The organism is Photobacterium sp. BZF1 (assembly GCF_014349205.1).
In the GTDB taxonomy this organism is placed as follows: Bacteria; Pseudomonadota; Gammaproteobacteria; order Enterobacterales; family Vibrionaceae; genus Photobacterium.
Window position 1 is genome coordinate 23,278 of record NZ_JACSOF010000019.1, and the last position, 24,107, is coordinate 47,384.

The following is a 24,107-nucleotide window of genomic DNA, read 5'->3' on the forward strand; positions in this document are numbered from 1 at the left end:
ATCTATTAATTTCAATCACTTAGACTCTGCAAAACAGACATAAATCTGTCTAACTTTTTTGATTCACTAGACCATTTAAAGTCTAAAGGGTCATAAAAGCCTGATATAAGACATAAAATTACTCGCAAGCTCCTCTCCACCTAAGTCAAACGTAAAGTTGCATAACAATCTGTTATCGTCTTTTGGCCTGTATTTCAACGATACCCCGTTTGGTGATACCCGCTATATCGGTCTTTTGATTACCGACACTCTTATACTTGAAGGTCACTCGCCTTAGATTTCTGGACTGATGACGAGGGACAGTAATGGCTCGGCTGGTTTTTCCCTTGAGAAGGATACCTAAATCGTTGGTAACCTGTTTGCTTCCGTCTCGAAAGTGCAAGGTAATAGAGTCCATATTGATAATCCCTTGCTTGGACTTGAGGCGGATCTGGTGAATGTCCCGATTGAACCAGTTAATGTTGACTCGGTCCGTATCCTCTTTATAGGTAACCCGCCTTTCGGCCAAATGCTCCCACCCCTTAGCAAACGCGGGTTGGGAAAAAGTGAGTGCGATGACAAAAAAGGTTAACAAGACTCTCATTAGCGACACCTTAATATACATGTAATTTTATGATTTTATTGGTTATTTATTATCAGAAATCACTGTATAACCTTCTTGTCCCTGCTCTGTCAGCGATGAGTCAGGCCACTGTCCGCGGTTTGACAAGGTTTGTCATTACATAAAGGTTTCTATGTAATGACAAACTAGGCGCATAAAAAAGGTACCCATCATATGGATACCTTTCTATCTTTCATCAATTTAACGGCCTATCGCCTTTAACCACTCAGCTCGCTATCAGCGTCTCGAGTGGTGCATTTGCTGGAGGCGAAGCAGCAGTTCAGCTTCGGCTTTAGGTAGATCGCATTCGCGCATCAACTCGTTGACGTCAGCACCTAGCTCAACCATTTTGCTTGCACGGCTATATAGGCGGCTATCGGGATCTTGCATGGCCAATTCGCCTTGGCGATCAGACAGCTCTTCTAAATGGCGAGCCATATCTGCCAATTTCTGGCTCATTCCCATAGTACCCGCTCGCAGTTCGTTAAACTGTTTAACCAAACTTTCCTGCTGCTGGCGGGCATTTTTCAATACCAGCTCTGTCGCTGCAAATTTGGTTTCAAGGGCCTGACGGGCAATACGCTCACGTCTTACCATTAGCCATGCGACCACAATCGCCAGCAGCGACAAGGCCAGTGGTAACCATTGCAACAACATATCAAGCATTACAGGTACGCCATCTCGTCCCATTCGTCATCTGATAGTAGCTTATTAAGGTCAACCAAGATCAACAGTTGGCCATCACGGTTGCTCACACCCTGAATAAACTTGGCACTCTCTTCCGTACCGACACTTGGTGTGCTGTCGATTTCTGAACTGCGCAAGTAAACCACTTCGGCCACACTGTCTACCAGAATACCGATAACCTGCTTTTCAGCTTCAATGATCACGATACGGGTGTTGTCTGAGATCTCGCCCGGCATCAAACCAAAGCGTGAGCGGGTATCGATAACGGTCACGACGTTACCACGCAGGTTGATAATACCCAGCACGTAGTCAGGCGCGCCCGGTACAGGTGCGATTTCGGAATAGCGCAACACTTCACGTACCTGCATTACGTTAATACCGTAGGTTTCATCTTCCAACTGGAAGGTTACCCACTGCAGGACTTGATCATTACTGTCTTCTTTTTGTATTTCAGCGACACTCACCTGTGACATGCTGTTTCCTCTTTGATCTATTTTGCTGCATTCAGTTAGCTACCGGATGATACCGTAGCCGTTCATGATTGCCTAAGTTTGGTATTAACATCTAATCCTGCTTTGAGCATGGAGATTAGCTCACTAACATGAATTAGCGCACACATTTTTTCTTTTACCATGCCCGCCAGCCAAGGGCGCTTACCTGCTTTCTCACGCCAACGGACACTGTGCTCGGTTAAGGTTTCGGTACCCAGCAAAGTATTGCATGCCAAGCCCCATGAACTTTCACCCAGTACCACCACATACTTATAGTGCTCGCGGTATTCTTCCCCGTCGAGCTTATCCGGCATCACCCAACACGCCGTATCGACCACATCCAATTGGTGCTCGCGGCTGCTCATCAAGCCGAGATACCATGGCGGGCGGCCTAACAGACGATTGACGTCGCCGAGTTGATGAATGCCCCCTAGCTCGGTCAGCGGAACCGCAAAGGTCACCCCGTTGACCTCAAAAAACAACGCTTGAAACTCATCGCCTTGATGGATTTGCTGCGACCAGTTATCAGGCGGTAAAACTTCTGATGTTTTGGTCTCAAGACCATTTTCAGCCAGTAATTCTTTCTCTTGCTCTGTTTTTCGCTCTGGCTCATTGGTAGCCTCTTTCAGAAGCTCAACAGGATGCTCAGCTCCCTCACTTTCCGGTTGCCCAACTTCCTGTAACCCTTCGCTAGTACTGGCCTGTTCATGGGCCATTACCTGCTGCCAGTCATCTTCTAACTCTGCATCGATAGTCGAAGACTGTGCTTGGGATAAATCAGCCTGCTCTTGCGGGCTAACCTTATTGACCTGATTCAGTAAACGCTGGACGCTATCCAGCATTGGTGATGGCATACTGCCAACAGGGTGATGAACGTCTTCATCCATGCTGCCAAAGTCAAATGGCTTTGCGGCGGGCATAGGCTTTTCTGCTAGCTGCACGGTTTCTAGCGACTGTTGCTCTTCGTCCAACCCAGCATCTTGAGGTAGGTGGCAACCTGGCCTGGGGCCTGCCTCTGAAGAAACGTCTCTATTTGGTACCTCAAGACTCGCTTCTGCCTCTGGTTCAGCACCAGTTTCAACACTTTCTGCCGCTTCTGAACCCGCGTCGGCCTCGGCCTCAGGTTCTAGCTCTGGCTCTGGCTCTGGCTCTGGCTCTGGCTCTAGCAGTAAATCAACAAAGTAGTCTTCCAGCGCCTGAGTGCTGGACAAACGGGTATTATCGCTCATCCTGTTGTAGGCGCCCCAAGTAATTCAATAAGGTTTTATAAGCAAACACCCCACGGCTACTGCGAGAGTAGAGTGAAGGTGGCATATGTTTAATGCTGGCATCACGGAACTTGGTATCAATGGGCACGGCAGATGCCCAAACCTGATCCGGGAAGCGTAATTTCAGTTCCTGTAGCGTCTGCAACGATGCCCTTGTCCGCTTGTCGTACATGGTCGGGACTATGGTCACTTTAAAGGGTGACCGGCGGGATTTTTGCATAATTTGCAACGTGCGCATCATGCGCTCAAGGCCTTTCATCGCCAGAAACTCGGTCTGCACCGGGATAAGAATACGATCACTGGCGGCAAGCGCATTGACCATCATCACCCCGAGGATCGGCGGGCAGTCAATCAGGACATAATCATAATCGTCAGCCAAACACTGGAGGGCTTTTTTAAGAATAAGCCCCATCCCCCCTCGGTTCCCCATTACCCTATCAAGCGTTGCAAGGGACATATGGGCAGGGATAATGTCGATATTTTTGAACTGGGTGCGCAAAATCACCGGTTTGACAGTATCACGGTTAATCTCGGTTAACTGGAACAAATCAAACAAACTGGCAGAGACACCATCTGCATCAAAATTGAGGTAAGTCGTTAGCGATGCATGGGGATCGGTATCCACCAGCAACACTCGCTTATTTCGCTCACTGAGCAACCCAGCGAGGGATACTGTGGTTGTGGTTTTCCCGACGCCACCCTTCTGGTTAGCAATACTCCAGACTATCAAGGCAAACTCCCTATGCCAGCCCTAGTTCGACAGAGATACGCTCGGCAATCCGCTCCAATGGCAGATCTTCCGATGAAATCCCCGCCTTGGCCACAGCCTGAGGCATCCCGTAGACCACACAGCTATCTTCATCCTGCGCCCAAATGGTCGCGCCGCTGTTTTTCAGCATTCGTGCCCCTTCGCGGCCATCGGCTCCCATCCCGGTCAGTACCATAGACAGCACCTTGTCATGATAAACCTTAGCCGCAGAGCCAAAGGTCACATCCACACACGGTTTGTAGTTCATACGGTCGCCGCCATCGATAATGCGCAGGCGCACCGAGCCCGGACGGCCATCGAGCATCATCTGCATGCCACCGGGGGCAAGGTAGGCCATTCCCGGTTTCAGGACATCACCGTCCTGAGCCTCTTTGACGCCAATCTTGCACAAATTGTCCAAACGGGCAGCGAATGCCGCGGTAAAGGTCGCAGGCATATGCTGGATTAACACAATCGGCAACGGGAAATTAGCGGGCAGTGCCGTTAATATCTTTTGCAGCGCAACTGGCCCACCGGTCGACGTACCAATCGCCATCAGTTGGTATTTCTTACCCGATGGCTTAAATCGCGCAGCAGGCTTTACCGCACTCGGTCTCGCAGCAGGTTGACGTAATGCCGAGACAGAATTCGCTGACTTCAGGCTGGATGACGAAGATAGGCTTTGGCTTCCCAGCGAGTTGCGGGTCGCCGACAATGGCCGTGCGGGGTCGTGATCTCGCGATGGATCACGCAGCGGCGTTGCCGTGCGTGCCGGACGGCGCATGAATACCCGTTTGCGGGCAAGTTCCGTCACACGCTTTTGTAGCAGGCTGACAGCTTCATCACGGTTACGCGCAATGTCTTCGAATTTCTTGGGTAGGAAGTCCAAGGCACCTGCATCAAGCGCATCCAGCGTGGCTTTCGCCCCTTCATGGGTCAGTGAAGAGAACATCAAGATTGGCGTAGGATTCGCCTTCATTATTTCACGGACAGCAGTGATCCCGTCCATGACCGGCATTTCAATATCCATGGTGATAACATCAGGATGCAAACGGGAGGCTAAATCGACCGCTTCCTTACCATTGACCGCATTGCCAACCACTTCCAATCTTGGGTCAGCATTGAGAATTTCGCTCACGCGCCGGCGGAAAAAGCTTGAATCATCCACCACCAATACTTTTACTGCCATGTTAATTTACCTTATTGATGACAAACTTTACGCCTTCGGACAGGCTTTCTATGAGTTATGTTTTATTGTTGTTTCTGTTACAAGGAGAAAGGCTTCCCCGAAAAAGGGAAGCCATCAAGGTCTTGGCGACTTGTAATTAGCGGCCCGCATAATGCTTGAGTAGGTTCGGGACATCGAGGATCAACGCAATGTGGCCATCACTGGTGATTGTCGCGCCTGCCATACCCGGCGTACCCTGCAGCAGTTCATCGAGTGGCTTAATCACCACTTCTTCTTGGCCAATCAGGGTATCGACCACAAAACCAATTCGCTGGTGACCAATCTGAACAATGACCACGTGGCCATGGTCACGCTCACGCTGTGGTACACCCACGCCCGATAACCAGTCCTGCAAGTAGAACAACGGAATCGCTTTATCACGCACGATAATGGTCAGCTGGCCATCAACCGTATTGGTCTTGCGCAGATCAAGATGGAAGATCTCATTCACACTGGCCAGTGGCAGGGCAAACGGCTGTTCGGCCACACCCACCATCAAGGTCGGCAAAATGGCGAGAGTCAATGGAACCTTGATATCAATACGGGTGCCTTTGCCCAGCGCCGAATCAATCGAGATTGAGCCGTTAAGCTGGCTAATACCGGTTTTGACGACGTCCATCCCGACACCTCGGCCAGAGATATCCGAGATTTCTTTCTTGGTCGAGAAACCAGGCGCAAAGATCAGGTTGTAGCACTCGCTATCTGTCAGTCGGGATGCGGCATCGGCATCCATAACACCGCGCTCAACCGCGATACCCCGTAGCTTGTCCGGATCCATACCGCCGCCATCATCCTCGATGGTCAACAGTATATGGTCGCCTTCTTGTGAAGCCGACAGCAACACTGTACCCACACGAGGCTTACCTGCTTTCTCACGGGCATCGGGCATTTCAATGCCGTGGTCGACAGAGTTACGCACCAAGTGGATCAACGGATCGGCCAGGGCTTCAACCAGGTTCTTGTCGAGATCAGTTTCTTCACCGCGCATCTCCAGCACAATCTCTTTATTGAGGTTGCGTGCCAAATCGCGGACGACGCGAGGGAAACGGCCAAACACTTTCTTGATTGGCTGCATACGGGTTTTCATTACCGCACCCTGCAGGTCTGCTGTGACGACATCCAAGTTAGCGACGGCTTTGGACATCTCTTCATCATTGGTATTGAGGCCAAGGCTCACCAAGCGGTTTCTGACCAGTACCAACTCGCCGACCATGTTCATGATGGTATCTAGCGTTGACGTATCGACACGCACTGTAGCTTCTGCGGCCTTGCTCTTTTCTTTCGCGGCCGGCTTTGCCTTTCTCTCTACCGCTGGCTGAGGGGTAGAAATTGACGCTGGAGCAGGCGCTGGGTCTTGATGAACTTGCACCGGCACTTCGGCAGGCACAGGCTGGGATTCTTGTACCATCTCAGCCACAGACTTGGTGGCGATCTCCAGCTCATCTTCGGAAGGCCCTTTACCCACCCCATGTAATTCATCCAGCAAGCGCTCAAACTCGTCATCCGTCATCAGGTCATCATTGCTGCTATCAGCAACTGAAGACGATGGCGTCGGCGTTTCTACAACCGGCTCTTGAACCTGAGGGTCCGTAGTGGCTGGCGAGCTAAAATCACTGTTACCCGGCCCCTTGCCCGCACCATGCAATTCATCAAGCAGGCGCTCAAACTCATCATCGGTAATATCACCGCTCTCAGATTGAATTTGATTGACGATATCTGTGTCGGCAACAGGGGATAGAGAAGCGGGAGTGACCTCTTGTTCGTTAACAGAAGGCCCACGCCCTTTACCGTGCAGCTCATCGAGCAGACGATCGAATTCATCCTGAGTGATATCGTCAACAGAATCACCGGCTATCGCTGAGCTAGTCGAAGATCCCGCTTGCGGGTCATTATCTGATACAGGCTTATGACTGACTGGCGGCATTGGATCAATGCTTGGCGATCCCATCGCCGATTCAATCGCAGCATCAACAACCGTTTGGGGCTCACTAAGGGTCGGCTTGCTAGGCTGTGCCAACTCTTGCTCTGTCGGTGGCTGGCTGAATCGGTGCAACGCTTCCAGCAATGTTGGCTCAGCAGGCTCAACCGGTTCGCGGTCTTGCACTTGGCCAAACATAACATTGATGGTATCCAGCGCTTCTAGGATCACATCCATCAATTCCGGTGTGACCGTACGTTTACCGGTTCTCAGCAAATCAAAGATATTCTCGGCGCCGTGACACGCGTCCACCAGTTCGGTCAGGGAAAGAAAACCTGCCCCGCCTTTTACGGTATGGAAGCCACGAAAAATCGCGTTGAGCAGATCCGAGTCTTCCGGACTGCGTTCCAACTCAACTAACTGCTCGGAAAGCAGCTCGAGGATCTCTCCGGCTTCAATCAAAAAGTCCTGTAGGATATCTTCGTCTAAATCAAAGCTCATATTGTTCCCTTAAAATCCTAGGCTCGACAGCAGGTCGTCGACATCATCCTGACTGGACATGACATCCTCACGCGTGTCGCTGTTGACGATCGGCCCTTCTGGCGAAAGGATCCGCTCTTCACGCAGCGCTTCGGTTCGGTCTTCTTGCTCCATGCCAAACGCTTTGAGAATTTCCACCAGCTGATCTTCAACCTCATGCACCAGTTCAATCACCCGGCGGATGATTTGACCGGTCAGGTCCTGGAAGTCCTGGGCCATGAGAATTTCGGTTAACTGGGTGCGCAGCACATTGCTATCACTCTCGACCTGAGTGAGTAGCCCGTTGATATCGTGACAGAGCGACTTGAATTCAGTCAGTGCAATCTGTCCGCCCATCAAACGCTGCCATCTTGGATAAACCTGCTGTAAGGTATCCCCGAGTTGCTCGGCCAGAGGCTGGATACTATCGACAGCATCCATGGTTTTATTGGCGGCGGACTCGGTTTTGTCTATGACATAAGACAACCGGTCACGAGCATCAGGAATTTCCGTTTTTGCTAAATCGGTAATACGGGGATCAAGGCGAAAATTAGCCAGCGAATCATGAAGTTGGCGGGTAAGTTTGCCGACTTCTTCATAGACGGGATCACGACTATCTGACACCAATCGGGTAAATAGTGTATTTGCTCCATCCTGATCGCCGGATTCAAGCAGACTGACAAGCTGTTTTGCCTGTTCGAGTGTAATCATTGTTATTATTGTCCTTTGATGCCCGATAAGTGTCTTACTGCATACGCTCGAAGATTTTATCTAGCTTCTCTTTCAGCGTTGCTGCAGTAAATGGCTTCACAATGTAGCCATTAACACCGGCCTGGGCGGCTTCGATGATCTGCTCGCGCTTGGCTTCTGCAGTGATCATCAGCACTGGCAGGTGCTTAAGTTCGGCATCGGCACGGATATGCTTAAGCAGATCAATACCCTGCATGCCAGGCATGTTCCAGTCTGTTACTACAAAGTCAAAACCGCCTTTTTTAAGCATGGGTAGTGCAGTCAATCCATCATCCGCCTCCTGGGTGTTGTTGAAGCCCAGGTCACGCAGTAAATTCTTTACGATTCGGCGCATTGTTGAAAAGTCATCAACAATGAGGATTTTCATGTTTTTATTCAAAGTTGCCCCCACTGAATTATCAGTGTTTTATAGTGTGATTATTACGAAGTCCACGCAGTCAACTTGGACCGTAAGCGTTGCATCGCCTGACTGTGAATCTGGCAAACTCGGGATTCACTCACCCCGATAACCGCCCCTATCTCTTTGAGGTTAAGCTCCTCGTCGTAGTACAGGGACAAAACTAATGCTTCTCTTTCCGGCAGCGTTTTTATCGCGCTAGCCAAGGATTGGCGAAAATTATCATCCACAACCCCCTGAAAGGGAAGATTTTCTTCAACCGACTCTTCATTGGCGACTGCATCTTCCGAGACACCGAGGTCATCCATACCCACTAAACGACCACAATTAACATCATTTAAGGCCTGGTGGTACTGTTCTAGCGTCATTTCGAGATATGCCGCAATTTCCTGATCATTCGGATCGCGGCCAAGTGTGCTTTCAAGGGCAGAAATCGCCTCTGAAATACGTCGGTTGTTTTTGTAAACAGATCGGGGAACCCAGTCTCCCCGGCGGATATCATCCAGCATGGCACCACGGATACGGATACCGGCGAAGGTCTCGAAGCTCGCCCCTTTGGTCGGGTCGTAGTTCTGCTGCGCCTCAAGCAGGCCAATCATACCGGCCTGGATCAGATCTTCTAACATCACGCTCGGCGGTAAACGGCCCATAAGGTGATGGGCTATACGCTTTACCAGTGATGAGTACCGTTCAATAAATGCCTGTGGGCTTTGCTGGTACCGCCCATAGGTTAATGCCTTATTCACCGACCGGCACCTCCCGTCCACGACGGTTGTTCACCAACAACCTTTCAACGAAGAACTCCAAGTGCCCACCTGGACTCTGCGGCACCGGCCACATTGCCGCTTTGTTGGCCAGCGCCCCCAAAGCCAGTGCAGCCGGGCTGCGCGGGAAGGCTTCAACCACCAATTTCTGGCGCTTCACCGACTGGCGAACACGGTCGTCAAGCGGGATACAAGCCACCAATTCTAGATTGGCATCGAGGAAGCGTTCTGTGACCCGGGTCAGTTTAATGAACAGATCCCGGCCTTCACGGTAGCTACGCACCATGTTGGCGACAATCTTGAAACGCTGAACATCGTATTCGCGGCTGAGGATTTTAATTAGCGCGTAAGCATCGGTGATCGAGGTTGGCTCATCACACACCACGACCACCACATCTTGGGCGGCGCGGGAAAAGCTCAGCACCATGTCCGAGATCCCTGCGGCCGTATCAACCAGCAGCACATCAATATCTTCTTCAAGGGTACTGAAAGCCCTGATTAGCCCCATGTGCTGGGCAGTGGTCAGCTCAGCCATATTCTGGGTACCCGACGCGGCCGGTACAATCTTCACGCCATACGGGCCTTCGACAATAATATCCTTGAGCTCACACATACCCGACAGAACATGTGACAAGTTACGTCCGGCACGCAGGCCGAGCATCACGTCAACATTTGCCAAGCCGAGGTCGGCATCCAGTACCATCACCCGCTTGCCCTGGCGGGCCATCGAAATCGCCATGTTAAGGGTGACGTTGGTTTTGCCTACGCCCCCCTTACCGCCTGTTACGGTAATCACTTTGGTTGAAGTTAGCTGTGTCATACGGCGTAAACCGCTAGCTTGATCGTACATGGCGTTCTCAGTCATAAAAGTCTGCCCCCTGGTTCTCAGAGCTTTCGCTGCTCCAGAAGTGGGTTTGCTGGCTTAACTCTTGTTCAAGTAATTCATTTGCCCGGGCAACCAAATAGTTACCCGTGGCGACCTTAATGTCTTCCGGTACCCGCTGGCCATCGGCAAGGTAGGCAATCGGCAGTGCGTGCTGTATCGACACACTGATCACCTCACCCAAGCTCAATGACTCATCCAGCTTGGTCAGGACACAGCCCGAAAGCGGAATACGACGGAAGTGCTCGATGGTTTCATGCAATACCCGGCGCTGCGCGGTCGATGGCAGCACCAGGAAACTGCGGATTTGCGAGCCGCTGTTTTGCATCAGGGTATCGAGCTGCTCCGATAGCCTGATATCACGCTGCCCCATACCTGCGGTATCAAGCAGCACCAAACGGCGATGACGCAACTGGTGTAATATATCGGCCAACTCCTCGGCATCTTTAGCCACTCTTACCGGACAGCCCATAATTCGACCATACGTCGCTAACTGCTCATGGGCACCGATACGGAAAGTATCTGTGGTGACCATGGCAATTTGATCCGGTCCAAACTCCATGGCCGCCCGTGCTGCTAGCTTGGCAATCGTTGTGGTTTTCCCCACCCCGGTCGGCCCGAGTAGCGCAACAACACCGCCGGTTTCCAAAATGCTGTCTTTGGTTGTGATGATTTGATCGGAAAGGAGATCCAACAACGCCGGCCAGGCTTCATTTGCCGGTACATCTTCTGGGATGTAACACGCCAACTGATCAGATAACTCTTGCGACAGGCCCATTTTCTCCAACCGCTTGATCATCATGGCCCGCATCGGCTCACGACGCTCCATTTCCTGCCACATCAGGCCGGAAACTTGGTGCTCAAGCAAACGGCGGATGGATGCCATTTCATTGCGCATGGCATCAATTTCATCAACACTGTGGCTGCGCGCTTTGGGATCGTAGCGGCTAGGGTCCAAGCGGTTTTTAGGCTGCTGGGACGAGCCAAACCGTGATTCTGAACGGTGCGGTTCATTGCGGCCATCTGCAGAACGGGAAACATGCAGGGGCTCGGCCTGAGGCACGGATGGACGGCGGTAATCGCCAATATCAAGTTGGTGCCGGCCTTGCTGGCGGCCATTTTGCTGGCGCGGCGCCGAGTCATTAAAATAAGAGTCAGGCTGACGACGTTGCGGCTCTTGTGAGCGACTGCCCCCCATAGGGTTGCGTTCACCGTAACCACGGTTGGTGGGCTGCTGTGGTTCTTCATGACGGCCATAACGCGGCTCATCACCATAATGTTTCGATTGGCGCTGCAGCAAAGCTGATAGCGAATCGGCTTCATTGTCCCCACCCTGTTCGTTATCGCCAGAATGACCAGTGAAGTTATTCAGCACTTTGGCAAATCGGCTTGAGGGGGATTGGAGCTGGACTTTGTCATCTGCCAGTTGCCGCTTGGCACTGTCAAATTGGCCCGCTAGCTCTTCACGGGTTTTGCTCGCAGTGGCTGACAGTTGTGCACGGGGCTCCTCACTGTCGAGCGCAGCCACGATTTCCACCCCACCGGTGACCTTTTTATTTGACATGATAACCGCATCAGCACCCAGTTCTTCCTTTACTTGGGTCAGCGCAGCTCGCATGTCCTTGGCAAAAAAACGTTTTATTTTCAATGTGACCTTCCCGTTATATCAGGCCGTGAGGTGATGACAGCCTTGGGGCCATCTCCATCATCGTCATCGCCATTATGAATTCCCTACTGCATTTACAATACGGATCTGTTTCTCATCAGGCACTTCCTGATAAGACAACACACGTAATGAAGGAATGGTGTTCTTAACAAATTTCGCAAGAGTCAGTCTCAACACACCCGACGTCAACAAGACAGCAGGCTCGCCCTTAAGCTCTTGTTGTTGGGTGGCTTCCACTAATGAACGCTGCAGGCGCTCAGCCAACCCGGGTTCAATCCCGGTCGACTCACCGCCGGAAGACTGCATAGTTTGATGCAAGATTTGCTCCAACTCTGGCACCAATGTAATGACGGGCAATTCAGGCTCTATACCATTGATTTCCTGACATATTAGTCGTTTCAAGCTCACCCGAACTGCGGCAGTGAGAATGTCAGGATCTTGACTCTTGGTCGAATACTCAGCCAATGTCTGAACAATGGTGCGGATATCTCGAATCGGTATGGCTTCGTTAAGCAAGTTCTGCAGCACTTTAACAATAACGCCCAGAGTCAGCTGATCCGGTACGAGGCCCTCAACCAAGCGAGGGGCCGATTTGCCCAGCAAGTCGAGTAGGTTCTGGACTTCTTCATAGCCAATAAGTTGAGCCGCTCGGTTGGTCAGGATCTGGCTCAAGTGGGTCGCCAATACCGTCGAAGAGTCCACCACGGTATAGCCAAGTGCCTGTGCATGTTCCCGCTGGGATTCGTTGATCCAAACGGCTTCAAGACCGAAGGCCGGATCGATGGTTCGCTCGCCGTCGACAGTACCAAAGACCTGACCGGGGTTAATCGCTAACTCCCGGTTAGGGTGAATATTGGCTTCACCACATGCCACCCCCATCAAACTGATGCGGTAGGTATTTGGCGGTAGTTCAAGGTTATCGCGGATATGAACAGCAGGGATAAGGAAACCAAAGTCCTGTGACAATTTCTTTCGCACGCCCTTAACCCGCTCAAGCAACTCACCACCTTGGTCTTTGTCGACCATCGGGATCAAACGGTAACCCACTTCCAAACCGATAACGTCGATTGGCTTGACGTCATCCCACGACAGTTCTTTGGGCAACTGAGGCGCCACCACATCCGTCGAGGCTTCTTGCTCTTTAACTTCGGCAGCCTCGCGCTGTGCCTTGATACGCCAGTAGGCCACACCACCGATAAGCAGGGCCAACAACAAAAACGGGATGTGCGGCATCCCCGGCACAATGCCCATGACAAATAAAATCCCGCCAGTGATTATCAACGCCTGAGGGTTGTTGAACATCTGGAAAATCATCTGCTGGCCCATATCTTCGTCAGTATTTTGACGCGTCACCATCATGGCGGCACCAATGGACAACAGCAGCGAAGGAATTTGGGCAACCAGGCCATCACCGATGGTCAGCAAGCTGTAGATCTCGATGGCTTCACCAAAACCTAGGCCATGCTGGCCCATGCCAATCACCAAACCACCGATGATGTTGATACAGAGAATAAGGATACCGGCAATGGCATCACCTTTTACAAACTTGGACGCACCATCCATCGAGCCATAGAAGTCAGCTTCCTTGGTCACTTCAAAACGACGGGTACGGGCCTGATCTTGGTCAATCAACCCAGCATTCAAATCCGCATCGATCGCCATCTGCTTACCCGGCAATGCATCAAGGGTAAAGCGAGCACTGACCTCGGAGATACGCCCAGCACCTTTGGTGACCACCATGAAGTTGATAATCATCAAGATCAGGAACACCACCAGACCAACAGCGTAGTTACCGCCAATCACCACCGAACCAAAGGCATCAATCACCTGGCCTGCGGCATCCGGCCCTTCGTGACCATACAGCAATACCACCCGGGTCGAGGCGACATTCAGGGCCAATCTCAGCAAGGTCGCAATCAGCAAGACTGTCGGGAAAGCCGCAAAGTCGAGAGGGCGACGGGTATAAACCGTCACAAGCAGTACCACCAGCGCAAGAGCAATGTTGAACGAGAAAGCCATGTCCAACAGCAGCGGTGGCATCGGCAAGATCACCATCGCCAGGGTCGCCAGTACCATAATAGGCGCACCTATGGCAGGCATAGACTGCAAACGGGCAGGATTGAACTTATCGGCGAAAGGTAAAGAAAGCTTCATGCAATGTCTGTAATGGTTCCATTCCCGCTAAACCAAAACACCTTCAATACATCGCGGGCCGTTTCAGGCGACACTGTATTGAGAGGGATCTGCGAGGGGTGTGATTAGAATGTCGGCATTATTTTGCCAATATTGTACCGTTATCACCGGTAAACAAAAAGTGACCGGCAGCAATGATTAATCATTTATAAAGCAAATATCATGCCTCAATTTAATGTCATTTTCTTGACGTGTGTTGTAAAAATTTGAGGTGAGTCATTCTATCCTAGCCAGATTACTCGCCGGATAGCATTTCACTGATTAATAGCGGAACTCATTAGGAATATCGGAGGCTTCCTTAGACAGGGTCGGACGACGGCCGCGCCCTTTCTGGAACTGTTTGAGCTGGTAGATATAAGCCAGCACCTGCGCGACAGCAGCAAACAAACCGTCCGGGATCTGCTGTTCTAGCTCCGTGGTATGGTAAAGGGCCCTTGCCAACGGAGGCGCTGGCACAATTTCTATCTCGTGCTCATTGGCAATTTCACGTATTTTCAAGGCTAAGAAATCCGTGCCCTTGGCGACAACCACCGGGGCTGAGTCGATTTTGGAATCGTAGCGCAAGGCGACCGAGAAGTGCTCCGGGTTGGTGATCACCACATCGGCCTGCGGTACATCCGCCATCATCCGCCGTTGTGCCATTTCACGCTGGAGCATCCGGATACGCCCCTTCACTTCCGGCTTACCTTCTGAGTCCTTGAACTCGTCCTTCACTTCCTGCTTGGTCATCTTGAGTTGTTCGTTGTGCTGCCAGATCTGGAACGGAATATCGATAGCCACCACCACCAGTAAAGAGCAGCTGATCAGCAAAATAAAATTCAGCAGGATATCAAGTGCATGAACGATATTCTGCGGGTACTGTTCACGGCTGAGCTGGTAAAAGTCGGTCAGGCTTGCCTTGAGCAAGAAAAACGCCACACCGATTACAAGCAGTACTTTGAGAATAGATTTGATCAGTTCCACCAAGCTTTGCTTACCCATCATCCGCTTGAAGCCATTGAGCGGGTTCATCTTGGACAGCTTTGGGGCTGCTGCCTGAGATGAAAAGCGGATCCCGCCAAGGCCTGTCGCCCCAATAAACGCAGCGACATAGACAAACAACAAAAAGGTAAACAAGGGGAACAGCACGTTACCCACTGCTGACATAATCAGTGCAAAGAGTTTCGATAGATCAAAGACTTCTTCGCGGGTCAGGCTAAACAACCGGGTCATCACCTCACCCAAGCCACGGCCGATCGCCTCACCAAACCACATGAAGCCGACGGCACCGGCAACGAGTACTGCAATAGATGCCAGTTCCCTCGATCGGGGAACCTGTCCTTTTTCGCGGGCCTGATCCCGCCTTCGGGGCGTGGCCTCTTCGGTTCTTTCCTGTCCGTCAGACTCTGCCATCGATAATCCTTAGCAATCCAACCGAATTAAACTACACACTTGGTCGACACCGACCTGCCAAATCGCTTCATAATGCGGCAGGATCCCGCCAATCAAGAACCAGCTGATCACAAAGCCCAGCAATAGCGCAAAAGAGAAGCCAAGCGCAAAGATATTCAACTGTGGCGCGGCACGGGTCATGACACCAAACGACATATTCACCACCAGCAAAGCGACGACACCGGCAATAGCCATGGTGAGGGCAAACTTGAACATATGCCCGAACCACTCGGCCATGTGGTAATAGTCACCCGCTTCAAGCATCGACTCACCAATAGGCAAGGTATGGAAGCTCATCGCCACCAGTTTTAACATCATCAAATGACCATCGCTGGCAAGGAAGATCATGACGACCAAGAACATGTAGAACTGGCCCAGAACCGGCGTATTCTGGCCATTGGACGGGTCGACCATAGATGCAAAGCCCAAGCTCGACTGCATACCCAGAATTTGCCCGAGCAAGATAAACGTCTGGGTCACGAAGGTGGTCACCATCCCCATGGCGATTCCTATGACCACCTGCTGACCGGTCGTGATAAAGCCTTGTAATGAGAGCAAGGGAATATCAACCGGTGCCGCGGGTAACACCGGCAACAGGGCAAACGTGAACAACAAAGACACATAGAGCCTGATTTTGGCGGCAACATAGCGGGCACCAAAAAACGTCATCACCATCAACATTGACGAGATGCGGGTCAACGGCCAGAAAACCGTTGCTAACCAATCCAACAACAGGGGCGCCGGGTAATTCATCAGTGCAACAGCCGTGGGATGTAGTCAATCATCTGGTGGAAATAGTCCATCAGCATCTGGGTCATCATGTGGCCGAAGAACATCAGTGCCAGCAAAGTGACAATCAGCCTCGGCAAGAAGCTCAATGTCTGCTCATTAATCGAGGTCGCCGCCTGGAAAATCGCCACCACCAAACCGATGAGCAAACCCGGCACCACAATGGCACAGACCATGATCAGTACCATATACAGCGCGTCTTGGAATATTTCGACAAAAAACTCCGGCGTCACGTACCAAAACTCCCTGCCAAGGTTGATAGGATCAGGTTCCAGCCATCAACCAGCACAAACAGCATCAGCTTAAACGGCAGCGAGACAATCATGGGTGAGAGCATCATCATACCCATCGCCATCAATACCGATGCCACCACCAAGTCAATGATCAGGAACGGCAAGAACAGCATAAAGCCTATCTGGAAAGCGGTTTTCAACTCGGACGTCACGAAAGCCGGGATCAGTACCGTCATCGGTACTTCCTGTGGGTCGGTCGCGGTTGAGCCGGACATCTCAACAAACGTCTCTAGGTCTTTGACCCGGGTTTGCTTGAGCATGAACTGGCGAAGTGGATCCTGCGCCGCTTCCAGGGCTTGAGGGGCGGTCATCTGCTCATTGATATAGGGCTGGACGGCCTCAGTGTTGATCCTGTCAAGCACCGGTGACATCACGAAAAAGGTCAGGAACATCGCAATACCGATGATCACCTGATTCGATGGCGTCTGCTGCAGGCCCATTGCCTGGCGCAATATCGACATGACCACCACGATACGGGTAAAGGAGGTCATCAGAATCACGATTGCCGGCAAGAAGCCCAAGGCGGTCATCAACGCAAGGATCTGCAAGGTGACCGAATAGTCCTCGCTACCATCTGGGTTGACGGTCACCGAAAAGGCCGGGATACCACTGCCACCGGCTTGGGCCAGCGACATTTGGGTCGAGCCAGCATCATTTTGCATCTCGCTCAGTGTCACGCCTGGCGCGGCCCCACCGGCTGTAACAGCTCCTGTTTCAGCAGCAACGGGAAAAACCAACAGAAGCAAAAAAGCCGCCATTATGGCGGCAATGAAATTAGTTCTTATCATTTTTTCTCAACAGCTTACCCAGCTGGCCGGCAAACTCCGCACCATCCTGACCAGTCTCGGTGACAATGGGAGAATCGAGTTTTCCAAGCAATGAAATATTATGTTGGGTCACCCCGACCAACATCTGCTCTTCGCCGACCTGAAGCAGCACGATGCGCTCCTTTTGACCAACTGGCATCTGGCGCAAAATGCGGATGGCGCTATCCCCGCCCTGCAGGCCGGGCAGCTTCATCCGTTTCATCAACCAAGCTAACAGCACAATGACAGCGATAACGAGTAACAGTGACGCCAGGGTGGTGGCAAGGTTTAGTTCTGGGGCCATCATTAACGCAACTTCTTGATACGCTCGGTCTGACTGATCACATCAGTCAAACGAATACCGAATTTGTCATTGACCACAACAACTTCCCCGTGCGCAATCAAGGTACCGTTGACCATGACATCCAATGACTCGCCCGCAACGCGATCAAGTTCAACGACTGAGCCTTGGTTGAGCTGCAGCAGGTTCCGGATGCTGATCTGGGTACGGCCAACTTCCATCGAAATGGTCACCGGAATATCAAGGATCGTATCGAGCTTGCGGCGCTCATCATCGCCAATCGGTGCCGACTCATCGGTCAACTCTTCCAACGGCGCTGGCTGCGCCCCTTCATCACTGGCCTGTTCCGCAAGTGCCGCCGCCCAATCGTCGGCAATTTGTTGGTCATTATTAGACATGTTTTGTACCTATTCGGACTTCGTCCTTAATTGTCTGTATCGTCACTGTGGAGGTTCAACAGTGCCGAGCCTAATTCATCACGATCGAGAAAAGCCAAGTCGCTTTTCACCATATCCGGACGTTTTAATTTTTCGGTGATCTTAAGCGCGATATTCTCACCCGCCTTCCCCATCTTGGCACGGTATGTCGGCAGGTCTTCGACAAACACCGTCGCAGCTTCCGGCATATCAATCGGGATCACATCTCCCGGCTGGAGCTCCATCAGATCGCGTAAAGTCAGATCAACATCGAGCAGTTTGGCCCGCATGTTGACCGGGACATCCATAATTTCATCGCGCAGGGCTTTGCTCCAACGGACATCGGTATCCATTTTGTCACTCTGGACACCGGCATCGAGCAATTCGCGGATCGGCTCCACCATGGAGTAAGGCATCACCACATGGAAGTCACCGCCGCCGCCATCAACCTCGATATGGAATGAGCTGACCACTATCACCTCGGTCGGGCTGACAATATTGGCCATCGTCGGGTTCACTTCTGAGTCGAGGTATTCAAACTCGACCCCCATCACCGGCGACCAGGCTTCACGGTAATCTTCAAACACCAACTTCAGCAGCATCTGGACAATACGGCGCTCAGTCGGGGTGAACTCCCGCCCTTCGATCTTGGCGTGGAAGCGGCCATCACCGCCGAAGAAGTTCTCCACCAAAATGAACACCAGCCTGGCTTCCATGGTGATCAGCGCCGTGCCCTTAAGCGGACGGAAACGCACCATGTTCAAACTGGTCGGGACATAGAGGGTATTCTGATACTCACCAAACTTGAGCATCTGTACCCCGTTGATGGACACCTCGGCCGTTTTTCGCAACATATTAAACAAGCTGATCCGCATATGGCGGGCAAAACGCTCGTTAATCAGCTCCAGTGTGGGCATCCGCCCACGGACTATTCTGTCTTGTGAGGAAAAATCAAACGCAATGACGCCCGTTTCACTCTGGCCACCGTCATCATCATCATCGACATCGTCAACGCCATGCAAAAGCGCGTCAATTTCGTCCTGGGTTAATAAGTCACTCACATAAAACCTATTGCATTACAAAACCAGTAAACAGTACCCGTTCAACCGTTTGTCGGCCGGATACCTTAAGAAGTGCCTCTTGAACTGCCGTCAATGACTGGCCACGAAGTTCCAATCGCCCTGTCGGCGTTCTCAACTGCTCAACCGTTGCAGCCCCAAAGGTCTGCAGCAGCGTACTTTCTATTAGCGGGATATGCTGGCGGGCAATCTCCTCGTTATTGTCGCCCCGCACCATCAGCTGTACTTTGACCTGTACCAGCCTGTCCCTTGCATCGCCGGTCACATTGAAAATGAACGGCTGAGGCAAAATGACATAATAAGCTGACTCCTGCACTGCAGGAGCCGACTGAGAAGCTGAGCCAGCAGACTGCGCAGTGTCTGGAGAGGGGGAAGCGTCATTGAGGAAAAACCATGCCCCTGCGCCTCCACCACCCAGCAGCACTATTGTCAGCACGGCAATAATAATGAGTTTTTTCTTACCACCGGGTTGCGCTTCATCTGCCATCTTTGATTTGTCCTTTGTCGTTATTTCTTATTTGCAGTCATTGTTGGCCAGTTTAACAGACTGACCCCTTAGGCATAATAATCAACACCGTCTTTTGGTGCCGTCATCCACAAATCTGCTGTGTGTGCTGGCGCAGCGCTGCCATTTGCATGGTCATGGCTATTTCCCTGGCTACTCCCCTGCCCGCCATGCTGGGGTTGAGATCCCGGTTGTCCATTCGCTTGCTGCTGTGAACCTCCCGCAAACTGGCGGCTGCTATCTTGCTGCACGGTGCTCTGAGCCAACTGAAGCCCTTGTTGATGCAACAGTTCACGCAGGCGCGGCATCGCCTGTTCAACTAAGTCCCTAGATTGTTGGTTAGCGACCGTAATTTGTACCGATGCCTGATCATTATTCATCGACAGCTTGATCTGCATCTTGCCAAGCTCAGGCGGGTCGAGGCGGATATCCACATGCTTGAGGTTCTTGGACATCATCATCTGGACCCTGTCTGCAAGCTGTTCGCCGGCTTGCTCTTTGGTCAGCAGTAAAGGTGGCTGGGCATTCCCCGGCTTATCACCCTCTGCGACCATCATCCCAGCGGTTGCCGAACGAAGAGCGGCATGTGCCCCTTGGGTTTCACCCAAACTGGTTCCCAGGCCATCATCTGCCATTGTGCTCAATGAGCTATCCATTGACGCAGCTGCAAGGGCGCTGGCATTGCCTTTTGTGGCCAATGAGCCTTTGAGCGAGCCGGATGAGGTTGACTGCCCCATCAGGGCTGCTAATTCACTATTTGTTGATGAGGTGAGGGCACTATTCGCACTTACCCCCGTCGCATTTAAACCCGAAGCATTCATACCCGAAGAAAGTGGAGATGTGCCTTGGCTATTTTTCAACTCGGCCAGGTCAGCGCCAGACACCGTCATACCTGACAGTGCCACTTTGCCGTTGCTGTCAACTTTTGCGGACTTTCCATCAGCAATAGCAACCCCATCCTTAGCCAGACCGTCTTTGAGCAACGCTTCTTTACTCGCGCTGTCTTTGCCAAGCATTTCTTTACTTACAGTGCCATCAGCCTCAGAAGCCGTACCTTCAGCACTTGCATCAGGCGGCAACAATTTGCCATCTACTGCCTGCCCCTGCCCAGCGGCAGAATGACCTGCTAGCTGACTACGGGACGCCGATAACCGTTGGAGCAATTCCTCGCCTTCTGTCATCGAACCCTTGGCATTCTGTGGTGATGATAAGGAAGCCCCGGGCGACAAGGTTGCCACACCCGTACTGACAGCCTCATCGCTTGAATCCTGTTCATCGGTATCAACCGCTTGCTCTTTCCCATCTTTATCCGAAGCTGACGAAATCACCGCCTCTTTACTACCACTTTTGGCAAGTAACTCAGCATTTTCAACATCCTGTGCCGTTTTTTCTACTTCTTGCTCATCAGCAGGCTGTTGCTTCGCGGCAACGGAAGGGCCGTTTTTATTCTCGGCGGCAGGATCTGCCCCAATAGCGCCTTGCAACGTTTCAGTGAACGCCCCGGAAGAGGTGGCAGAGGCACTGTCCTTCGCCTTGCTATCCGCTCCAGACGACGCCTTGGGTGTCTGGGCAGCGGCTGACGACGCAGTATCTGCAGAGAGAAATTGAGATAAAAGCATAATGGTGGTCACACTTTGGCTGTGGCTTATGGTGAATAAAATGCAAGAAGCACGCCAAATGGTTTTACTTTCAAGCCAAAACTCCCGGGTAACCGGCTAGCGGATCATTTGGCGGCGGGCGTACTGCATGGTGGCGAACTCATCCATCATTTTCTGCTCTTGCTTATCCAGCAAACGTTGCCGCTCTGTTTGCTTTTTCTCGATGAGCCATTCAATCGAACGCCGCTGCTTCCGCATTTCCTGCCAATGCTGGCTGCATTGCTCAACTTGCTGATCAAAATGGGCGCCTGCGCTCTTTTGCTTGACCAAGGTTTCATCAAGCTGATTTAAGAATTTCTGCAGGTGATTATACGCACTGGCTGTTAGCCCTTGCTGGCCTCGCTCTGATAACTGACGGCAGTAATCCAGCCGGTACTGTTCAATTTGCTGCAATTGCTGCAGATAATTTTCACGCTCAATACGGGCTTGGTTCAGTGCTAGCGACGCCTTGTGCTCGGCATCAGCCGTCTGGTTCAAAATCAGCTCGAGTGCGCTATCAGCTGCCATGACTTACTCCTGAAAATGATCTTTCGCTGAACTATTGCCCACTAAGCTATTGTCCACTAAGAACGGCCCGCAGCATATTAACGCACATCTCGTAAGGGACGGCTTCTTTCATCGCTTGCTGCATATAACCGTCCAACCGGGGTTTAAGGGCAAATGACTGGTCAATAGCCTGATCGGTGCCTGGCTTATAGGCCCCGATAGACACCAGATCCTGGTTCTTGCGGCAAATCGACAGCACCTGCCTTACCGCCTTGGACATCATCATATGCTCTTCGCTGACAATGGCAGGCATAACACGACTGACCGAACGCTCGACATCAATCGCTGGGTAATGGCCGGCATCGGCGAGTTCCCGCGATAGGACGATGTGACCATCCAAAATCGCCCGTGAGGCATCGGCAATCGGATCTTGCAAATCATCGCCTTCCGTCAGCACGGTGAAGAATGCCGTGATCGACCCTTGGTGCTCACCACCATTACCGGCACGCTCTACCAAAGCGGGTAGCTTGGCAAACACCGACGGCGGATAACCTTTGGTTGCCGGCGGCTCACCAACCGATAGGGCAATTTCACGCTGTGCTTGGGCAAAGCGGGTGAGCGAATCCATCAGCAGCAGGACATCAAGCCCTTGGTCGCGGAAATACTCTGCGATGGTCAACGCGGTTTGACACCCCTTCAAGCGCATCAATGGGGATGCATCTGCCGGGGCGGCAACCACCACGGCACGCTGGCGACCTTCGCTACCTAAGATTTCATCAATAAATTCTTTAACTTCCCGGCCACGCTCACCAATAAGCCCGACCACTACGACCTGAGCCGTTGTACCCCGGGTCATCATGCCCAAAGTGACCGATTTACCCACACCTGAGCCGGCAAATAGACCGATACGCTGCCCTTTACCGACAGTCAGCAAACCATTGACGGCCTTTAGGCCAACATCCAGCGGCTCCTTGATAGGCTTTCTTGCTAGGGGGTTGATAGGCTCGGCATTAAATGCGGCACGATCGGCGGTGAAGATATCCCCCAAACCATCAAGCGGATTGCCGACACCGTCGATAACACGGCCCAGCAGTTCCATACCGACCGGGATCCCACCTGCTTCGGTGATTGGCGTCACCCTTGCACCGGGCATGACCCCGGTTAGTTGCTCGCTGGGCATCAGGAATAAGGTTTCACCTGAGAATCCAACGACTTCAGCCTCCATCTCTCCCGTCAAGGTTTCAACCTTGCACAAACTACCCACTGGGGCACGGCAACCAATCGCTTCCAGTGTTAGCCCCACTACTCGCACCAGACGGCCAGAGGCCACTGGACGGCAGGCAGTATTTGAGGTTTGGTAACGGGATAAACGCTGAGCCAGGTTGGCCATCACGCGTCTCCAGTGTCTTGATGAGGTGAAGGTTGCAGCTGGCTATTAAGGCCAACAAATTGCTCAAGCAAATGGCGCAGGCGGACTTCCATCTGGTAGTCGACGGTCGAGTTACCTGATTCGACAAACAAATCACCGCGATTCATTGCCGGTTCTGCCTGCAATGTCCAATGACGGTTTGCCAAGTTCTCTTCACCATAGGCCTGCTTGATAATATCCAAGTCTTCCGGGTTCAACTGTATGGTTGTTTGCTGCCCAGCCATAGGCAACGCCGCGATACCTTCACGCAGCGTTTGCAAAATCACTTGAGGGTTAGTCTTAAGCTCGACTTGGATCAACTCCCGAGCCAAACTCGTCGCCAACAAGACCAATTGCTGCTCGACAGCATCATCGACCTGCTGCAGCGGGGTGGCTAACTTCTCAATGAGCTGAGTCAGGTGGCCAACTTGCTCATCAATTTGGCCTTTACCTTGCTCTAACCCCTGTTCGAGACCTTGGGCCAAACCTTGTTCAAGCCCTTGCTGCAAGCCTTGCTCCATCCCCTGCTGCATACCTTTCTCAAGGCCTTCGCGATGTCCGGCAGCACGGCCTTCGGCAATCCCTTCTTCATAGGCAGAATGGCGGATATCATCCAGATCGGCGGCAGTAAGCGGCGGTAGTTCTGGCTCTTCGTCAAGGGGTTCGACTTGCCATTCAGGATCATAGTTGAGGGCATTTTCTGTCATGCCCTCTTGTTCTGGGGAGTAATCCGGGTAGGCCCAACGCTCAAGCTCTTGCGCCTGATGCTCTGACACACGCAGAAAACCACGGCGGCGATCCATTGGGCGATCAGCAGACATA

The 24,107-nt window shown here is 52.0% G+C and carries 25 protein-coding genes; all 25 read right to left on the reverse strand.

Features of this window, described 5'->3' with window-relative positions:
* Positions 1-172: 172 nt before the first annotated feature.
* Positions 173-583, reverse strand: a complete 411-nt coding sequence (locus tag BIZ37_RS06155; RefSeq protein ID WP_187460743.1) for a hypothetical protein — start codon at positions 581-583, stop codon at positions 173-175.
* A 255-nt stretch (positions 584-838) separates the two neighbouring features.
* Complete coding sequence (locus BIZ37_RS06160; protein WP_187460744.1) at positions 839-1,267, reverse strand: DUF2802 domain-containing protein; 429 nt, start codon at positions 1,265-1,267, stop codon at positions 839-841.
* Positions 1,267-1,761, reverse strand: coding sequence for a chemotaxis protein CheW (locus BIZ37_RS06165; protein WP_107299340.1), 495 nt, complete (start codon positions 1,759-1,761; stop codon positions 1,267-1,269). The genes BIZ37_RS06160 and BIZ37_RS06165 overlap by 1 nt, the downstream gene beginning before the upstream one ends.
* A 62-nt stretch (positions 1,762-1,823) precedes the next feature.
* Complete coding sequence (locus tag BIZ37_RS06170) at positions 1,824-3,008, reverse strand: chemotaxis protein CheW (protein WP_187460745.1); 1,185 nt, start codon at positions 3,006-3,008, stop codon at positions 1,824-1,826.
* Complete coding sequence (locus tag BIZ37_RS06175; protein WP_107299338.1) at positions 2,998-3,777, reverse strand: ParA family protein; 780 nt, start codon at positions 3,775-3,777, stop codon at positions 2,998-3,000. Before BIZ37_RS06175 ends, BIZ37_RS06170 begins: the two co-directional genes overlap by 11 nt.
* Positions 3,778-3,787: 10 nt before the next feature.
* Positions 3,788-4,984 carry a chemotaxis response regulator protein-glutamate methylesterase gene (locus tag BIZ37_RS06180; RefSeq protein WP_187460746.1) on the reverse strand — a complete coding sequence of 399 codons (1,197 nt, stop codon included), beginning with the start codon at positions 4,982-4,984 and terminating at the stop codon, positions 3,788-3,790.
* A gap of 136 nt (positions 4,985-5,120) precedes the next feature.
* Positions 5,121-7,442, reverse strand: coding sequence for a chemotaxis protein CheA (locus BIZ37_RS06185; RefSeq protein WP_187460747.1), 2,322 nt, complete (start codon positions 7,440-7,442; stop codon positions 5,121-5,123).
* 9 nt (positions 7,443-7,451) lie between these two features.
* Complete coding sequence (locus BIZ37_RS06190) at positions 7,452-8,171, reverse strand: protein phosphatase CheZ (RefSeq protein ID WP_187460748.1); 720 nt, start codon at positions 8,169-8,171, stop codon at positions 7,452-7,454.
* A gap of 34 nt (positions 8,172-8,205) precedes the next feature.
* On the reverse strand, positions 8,206-8,577 hold the full coding sequence (cheY, locus tag BIZ37_RS06195) for a chemotaxis response regulator CheY (protein WP_039467413.1): 372 nt from the start codon (positions 8,575-8,577) through the stop codon (positions 8,206-8,208).
* A 53-nt stretch (positions 8,578-8,630) separates the two neighbouring features.
* Positions 8,631-9,353, reverse strand: coding sequence for an RNA polymerase sigma factor FliA (locus BIZ37_RS06200; RefSeq protein WP_187460749.1), 723 nt, complete (start codon positions 9,351-9,353; stop codon positions 8,631-8,633).
* On the reverse strand, positions 9,346-10,236 hold the full coding sequence (locus BIZ37_RS06205) for a MinD/ParA family protein (RefSeq protein ID WP_187460750.1): 891 nt from the start codon (positions 10,234-10,236) through the stop codon (positions 9,346-9,348). Before BIZ37_RS06205 ends, BIZ37_RS06200 begins: the two co-directional genes overlap by 8 nt.
* Positions 10,229-11,902 (reverse strand): flagellar biosynthesis protein FlhF, encoded by a 1,674-nt coding sequence (gene flhF, locus BIZ37_RS06210; protein ID WP_187460751.1) that lies wholly within the window; start codon positions 11,900-11,902, stop codon positions 10,229-10,231. Before flhF ends, BIZ37_RS06205 begins: the two co-directional genes overlap by 8 nt.
* A 72-nt stretch (positions 11,903-11,974) precedes the next feature.
* The gene (gene flhA / locus BIZ37_RS06215) at positions 11,975-14,074 is read right to left on the reverse strand and encodes a flagellar biosynthesis protein FlhA (RefSeq protein WP_187460752.1); all 2,100 of its coding nucleotides are present in this window, start codon (positions 14,072-14,074) and stop codon (positions 11,975-11,977) included.
* 300 nt (positions 14,075-14,374) lie between these two features.
* Complete coding sequence (gene flhB, locus BIZ37_RS06220) at positions 14,375-15,505, reverse strand: flagellar biosynthesis protein FlhB (protein ID WP_187460753.1); 1,131 nt, start codon at positions 15,503-15,505, stop codon at positions 14,375-14,377.
* A gap of 9 nt (positions 15,506-15,514) precedes the next feature.
* Positions 15,515-16,297 carry a flagellar biosynthetic protein FliR gene (gene fliR, locus BIZ37_RS06225; protein WP_187460754.1) on the reverse strand — a complete coding sequence of 261 codons (783 nt, stop codon included), beginning with the start codon at positions 16,295-16,297 and terminating at the stop codon, positions 15,515-15,517.
* Complete coding sequence (gene fliQ, locus BIZ37_RS06230; RefSeq protein ID WP_107299328.1) at positions 16,297-16,566, reverse strand: flagellar biosynthesis protein FliQ; 270 nt, start codon at positions 16,564-16,566, stop codon at positions 16,297-16,299. The genes fliR and fliQ overlap by 1 nt, the downstream gene beginning before the upstream one ends.
* Positions 16,563-17,414 (reverse strand): flagellar type III secretion system pore protein FliP, encoded by an 852-nt coding sequence (gene fliP, locus BIZ37_RS06235; RefSeq protein WP_187460755.1) that lies wholly within the window; start codon positions 17,412-17,414, stop codon positions 16,563-16,565. The genes fliQ and fliP overlap by 4 nt, the downstream gene beginning before the upstream one ends.
* Complete coding sequence (gene fliO / locus BIZ37_RS06240) at positions 17,401-17,739, reverse strand: flagellar biosynthetic protein FliO (RefSeq protein WP_187460756.1); 339 nt, start codon at positions 17,737-17,739, stop codon at positions 17,401-17,403. The genes fliP and fliO overlap by 14 nt, the downstream gene beginning before the upstream one ends.
* Positions 17,739-18,131 carry a flagellar motor switch protein FliN gene (gene fliN / locus BIZ37_RS06245; RefSeq protein WP_107299325.1) on the reverse strand — a complete coding sequence of 131 codons (393 nt, stop codon included), beginning with the start codon at positions 18,129-18,131 and terminating at the stop codon, positions 17,739-17,741. Before fliN ends, fliO begins: the two co-directional genes overlap by 1 nt.
* A gap of 26 nt (positions 18,132-18,157) precedes the next feature.
* A complete protein-coding gene (gene fliM / locus BIZ37_RS06250) occupies positions 18,158-19,210 on the reverse strand; it encodes a flagellar motor switch protein FliM (protein WP_187460757.1) in 1,053 nt (350 codons plus the stop codon).
* Between the two features lie 7 nt (positions 19,211-19,217).
* Positions 19,218-19,739, reverse strand: coding sequence for a flagellar basal body-associated protein FliL (fliL, locus tag BIZ37_RS06255; protein WP_370577313.1), 522 nt, complete (start codon positions 19,737-19,739; stop codon positions 19,218-19,220).
* A 44-nt stretch (positions 19,740-19,783) separates the two neighbouring features.
* Positions 19,784-21,352: a flagellar hook-length control protein FliK gene (locus BIZ37_RS06260; protein ID WP_187460759.1), complete on the reverse strand. Its 1,569-nt coding sequence runs from the start codon at positions 21,350-21,352 to the stop codon at positions 19,784-19,786.
* Between the two features lie 96 nt (positions 21,353-21,448).
* Positions 21,449-21,898 (reverse strand): flagellar export protein FliJ, encoded by a 450-nt coding sequence (fliJ, locus tag BIZ37_RS06265; protein ID WP_187460760.1) that lies wholly within the window; start codon positions 21,896-21,898, stop codon positions 21,449-21,451.
* 46 nt (positions 21,899-21,944) lie between these two features.
* Entirely contained in the window at positions 21,945-23,267 is a 1,323-nt protein-coding gene (gene fliI, locus BIZ37_RS06270) for a flagellar protein export ATPase FliI (RefSeq protein ID WP_187460761.1), read from the reverse strand.
* Positions 23,267-24,106 (reverse strand): flagellar assembly protein FliH, encoded by an 840-nt coding sequence (gene fliH / locus BIZ37_RS06275; protein WP_255526686.1) that lies wholly within the window; start codon positions 24,104-24,106, stop codon positions 23,267-23,269. The genes fliI and fliH overlap by 1 nt, the downstream gene beginning before the upstream one ends.
* Position 24,107 lies beyond the last annotated feature (1 nt).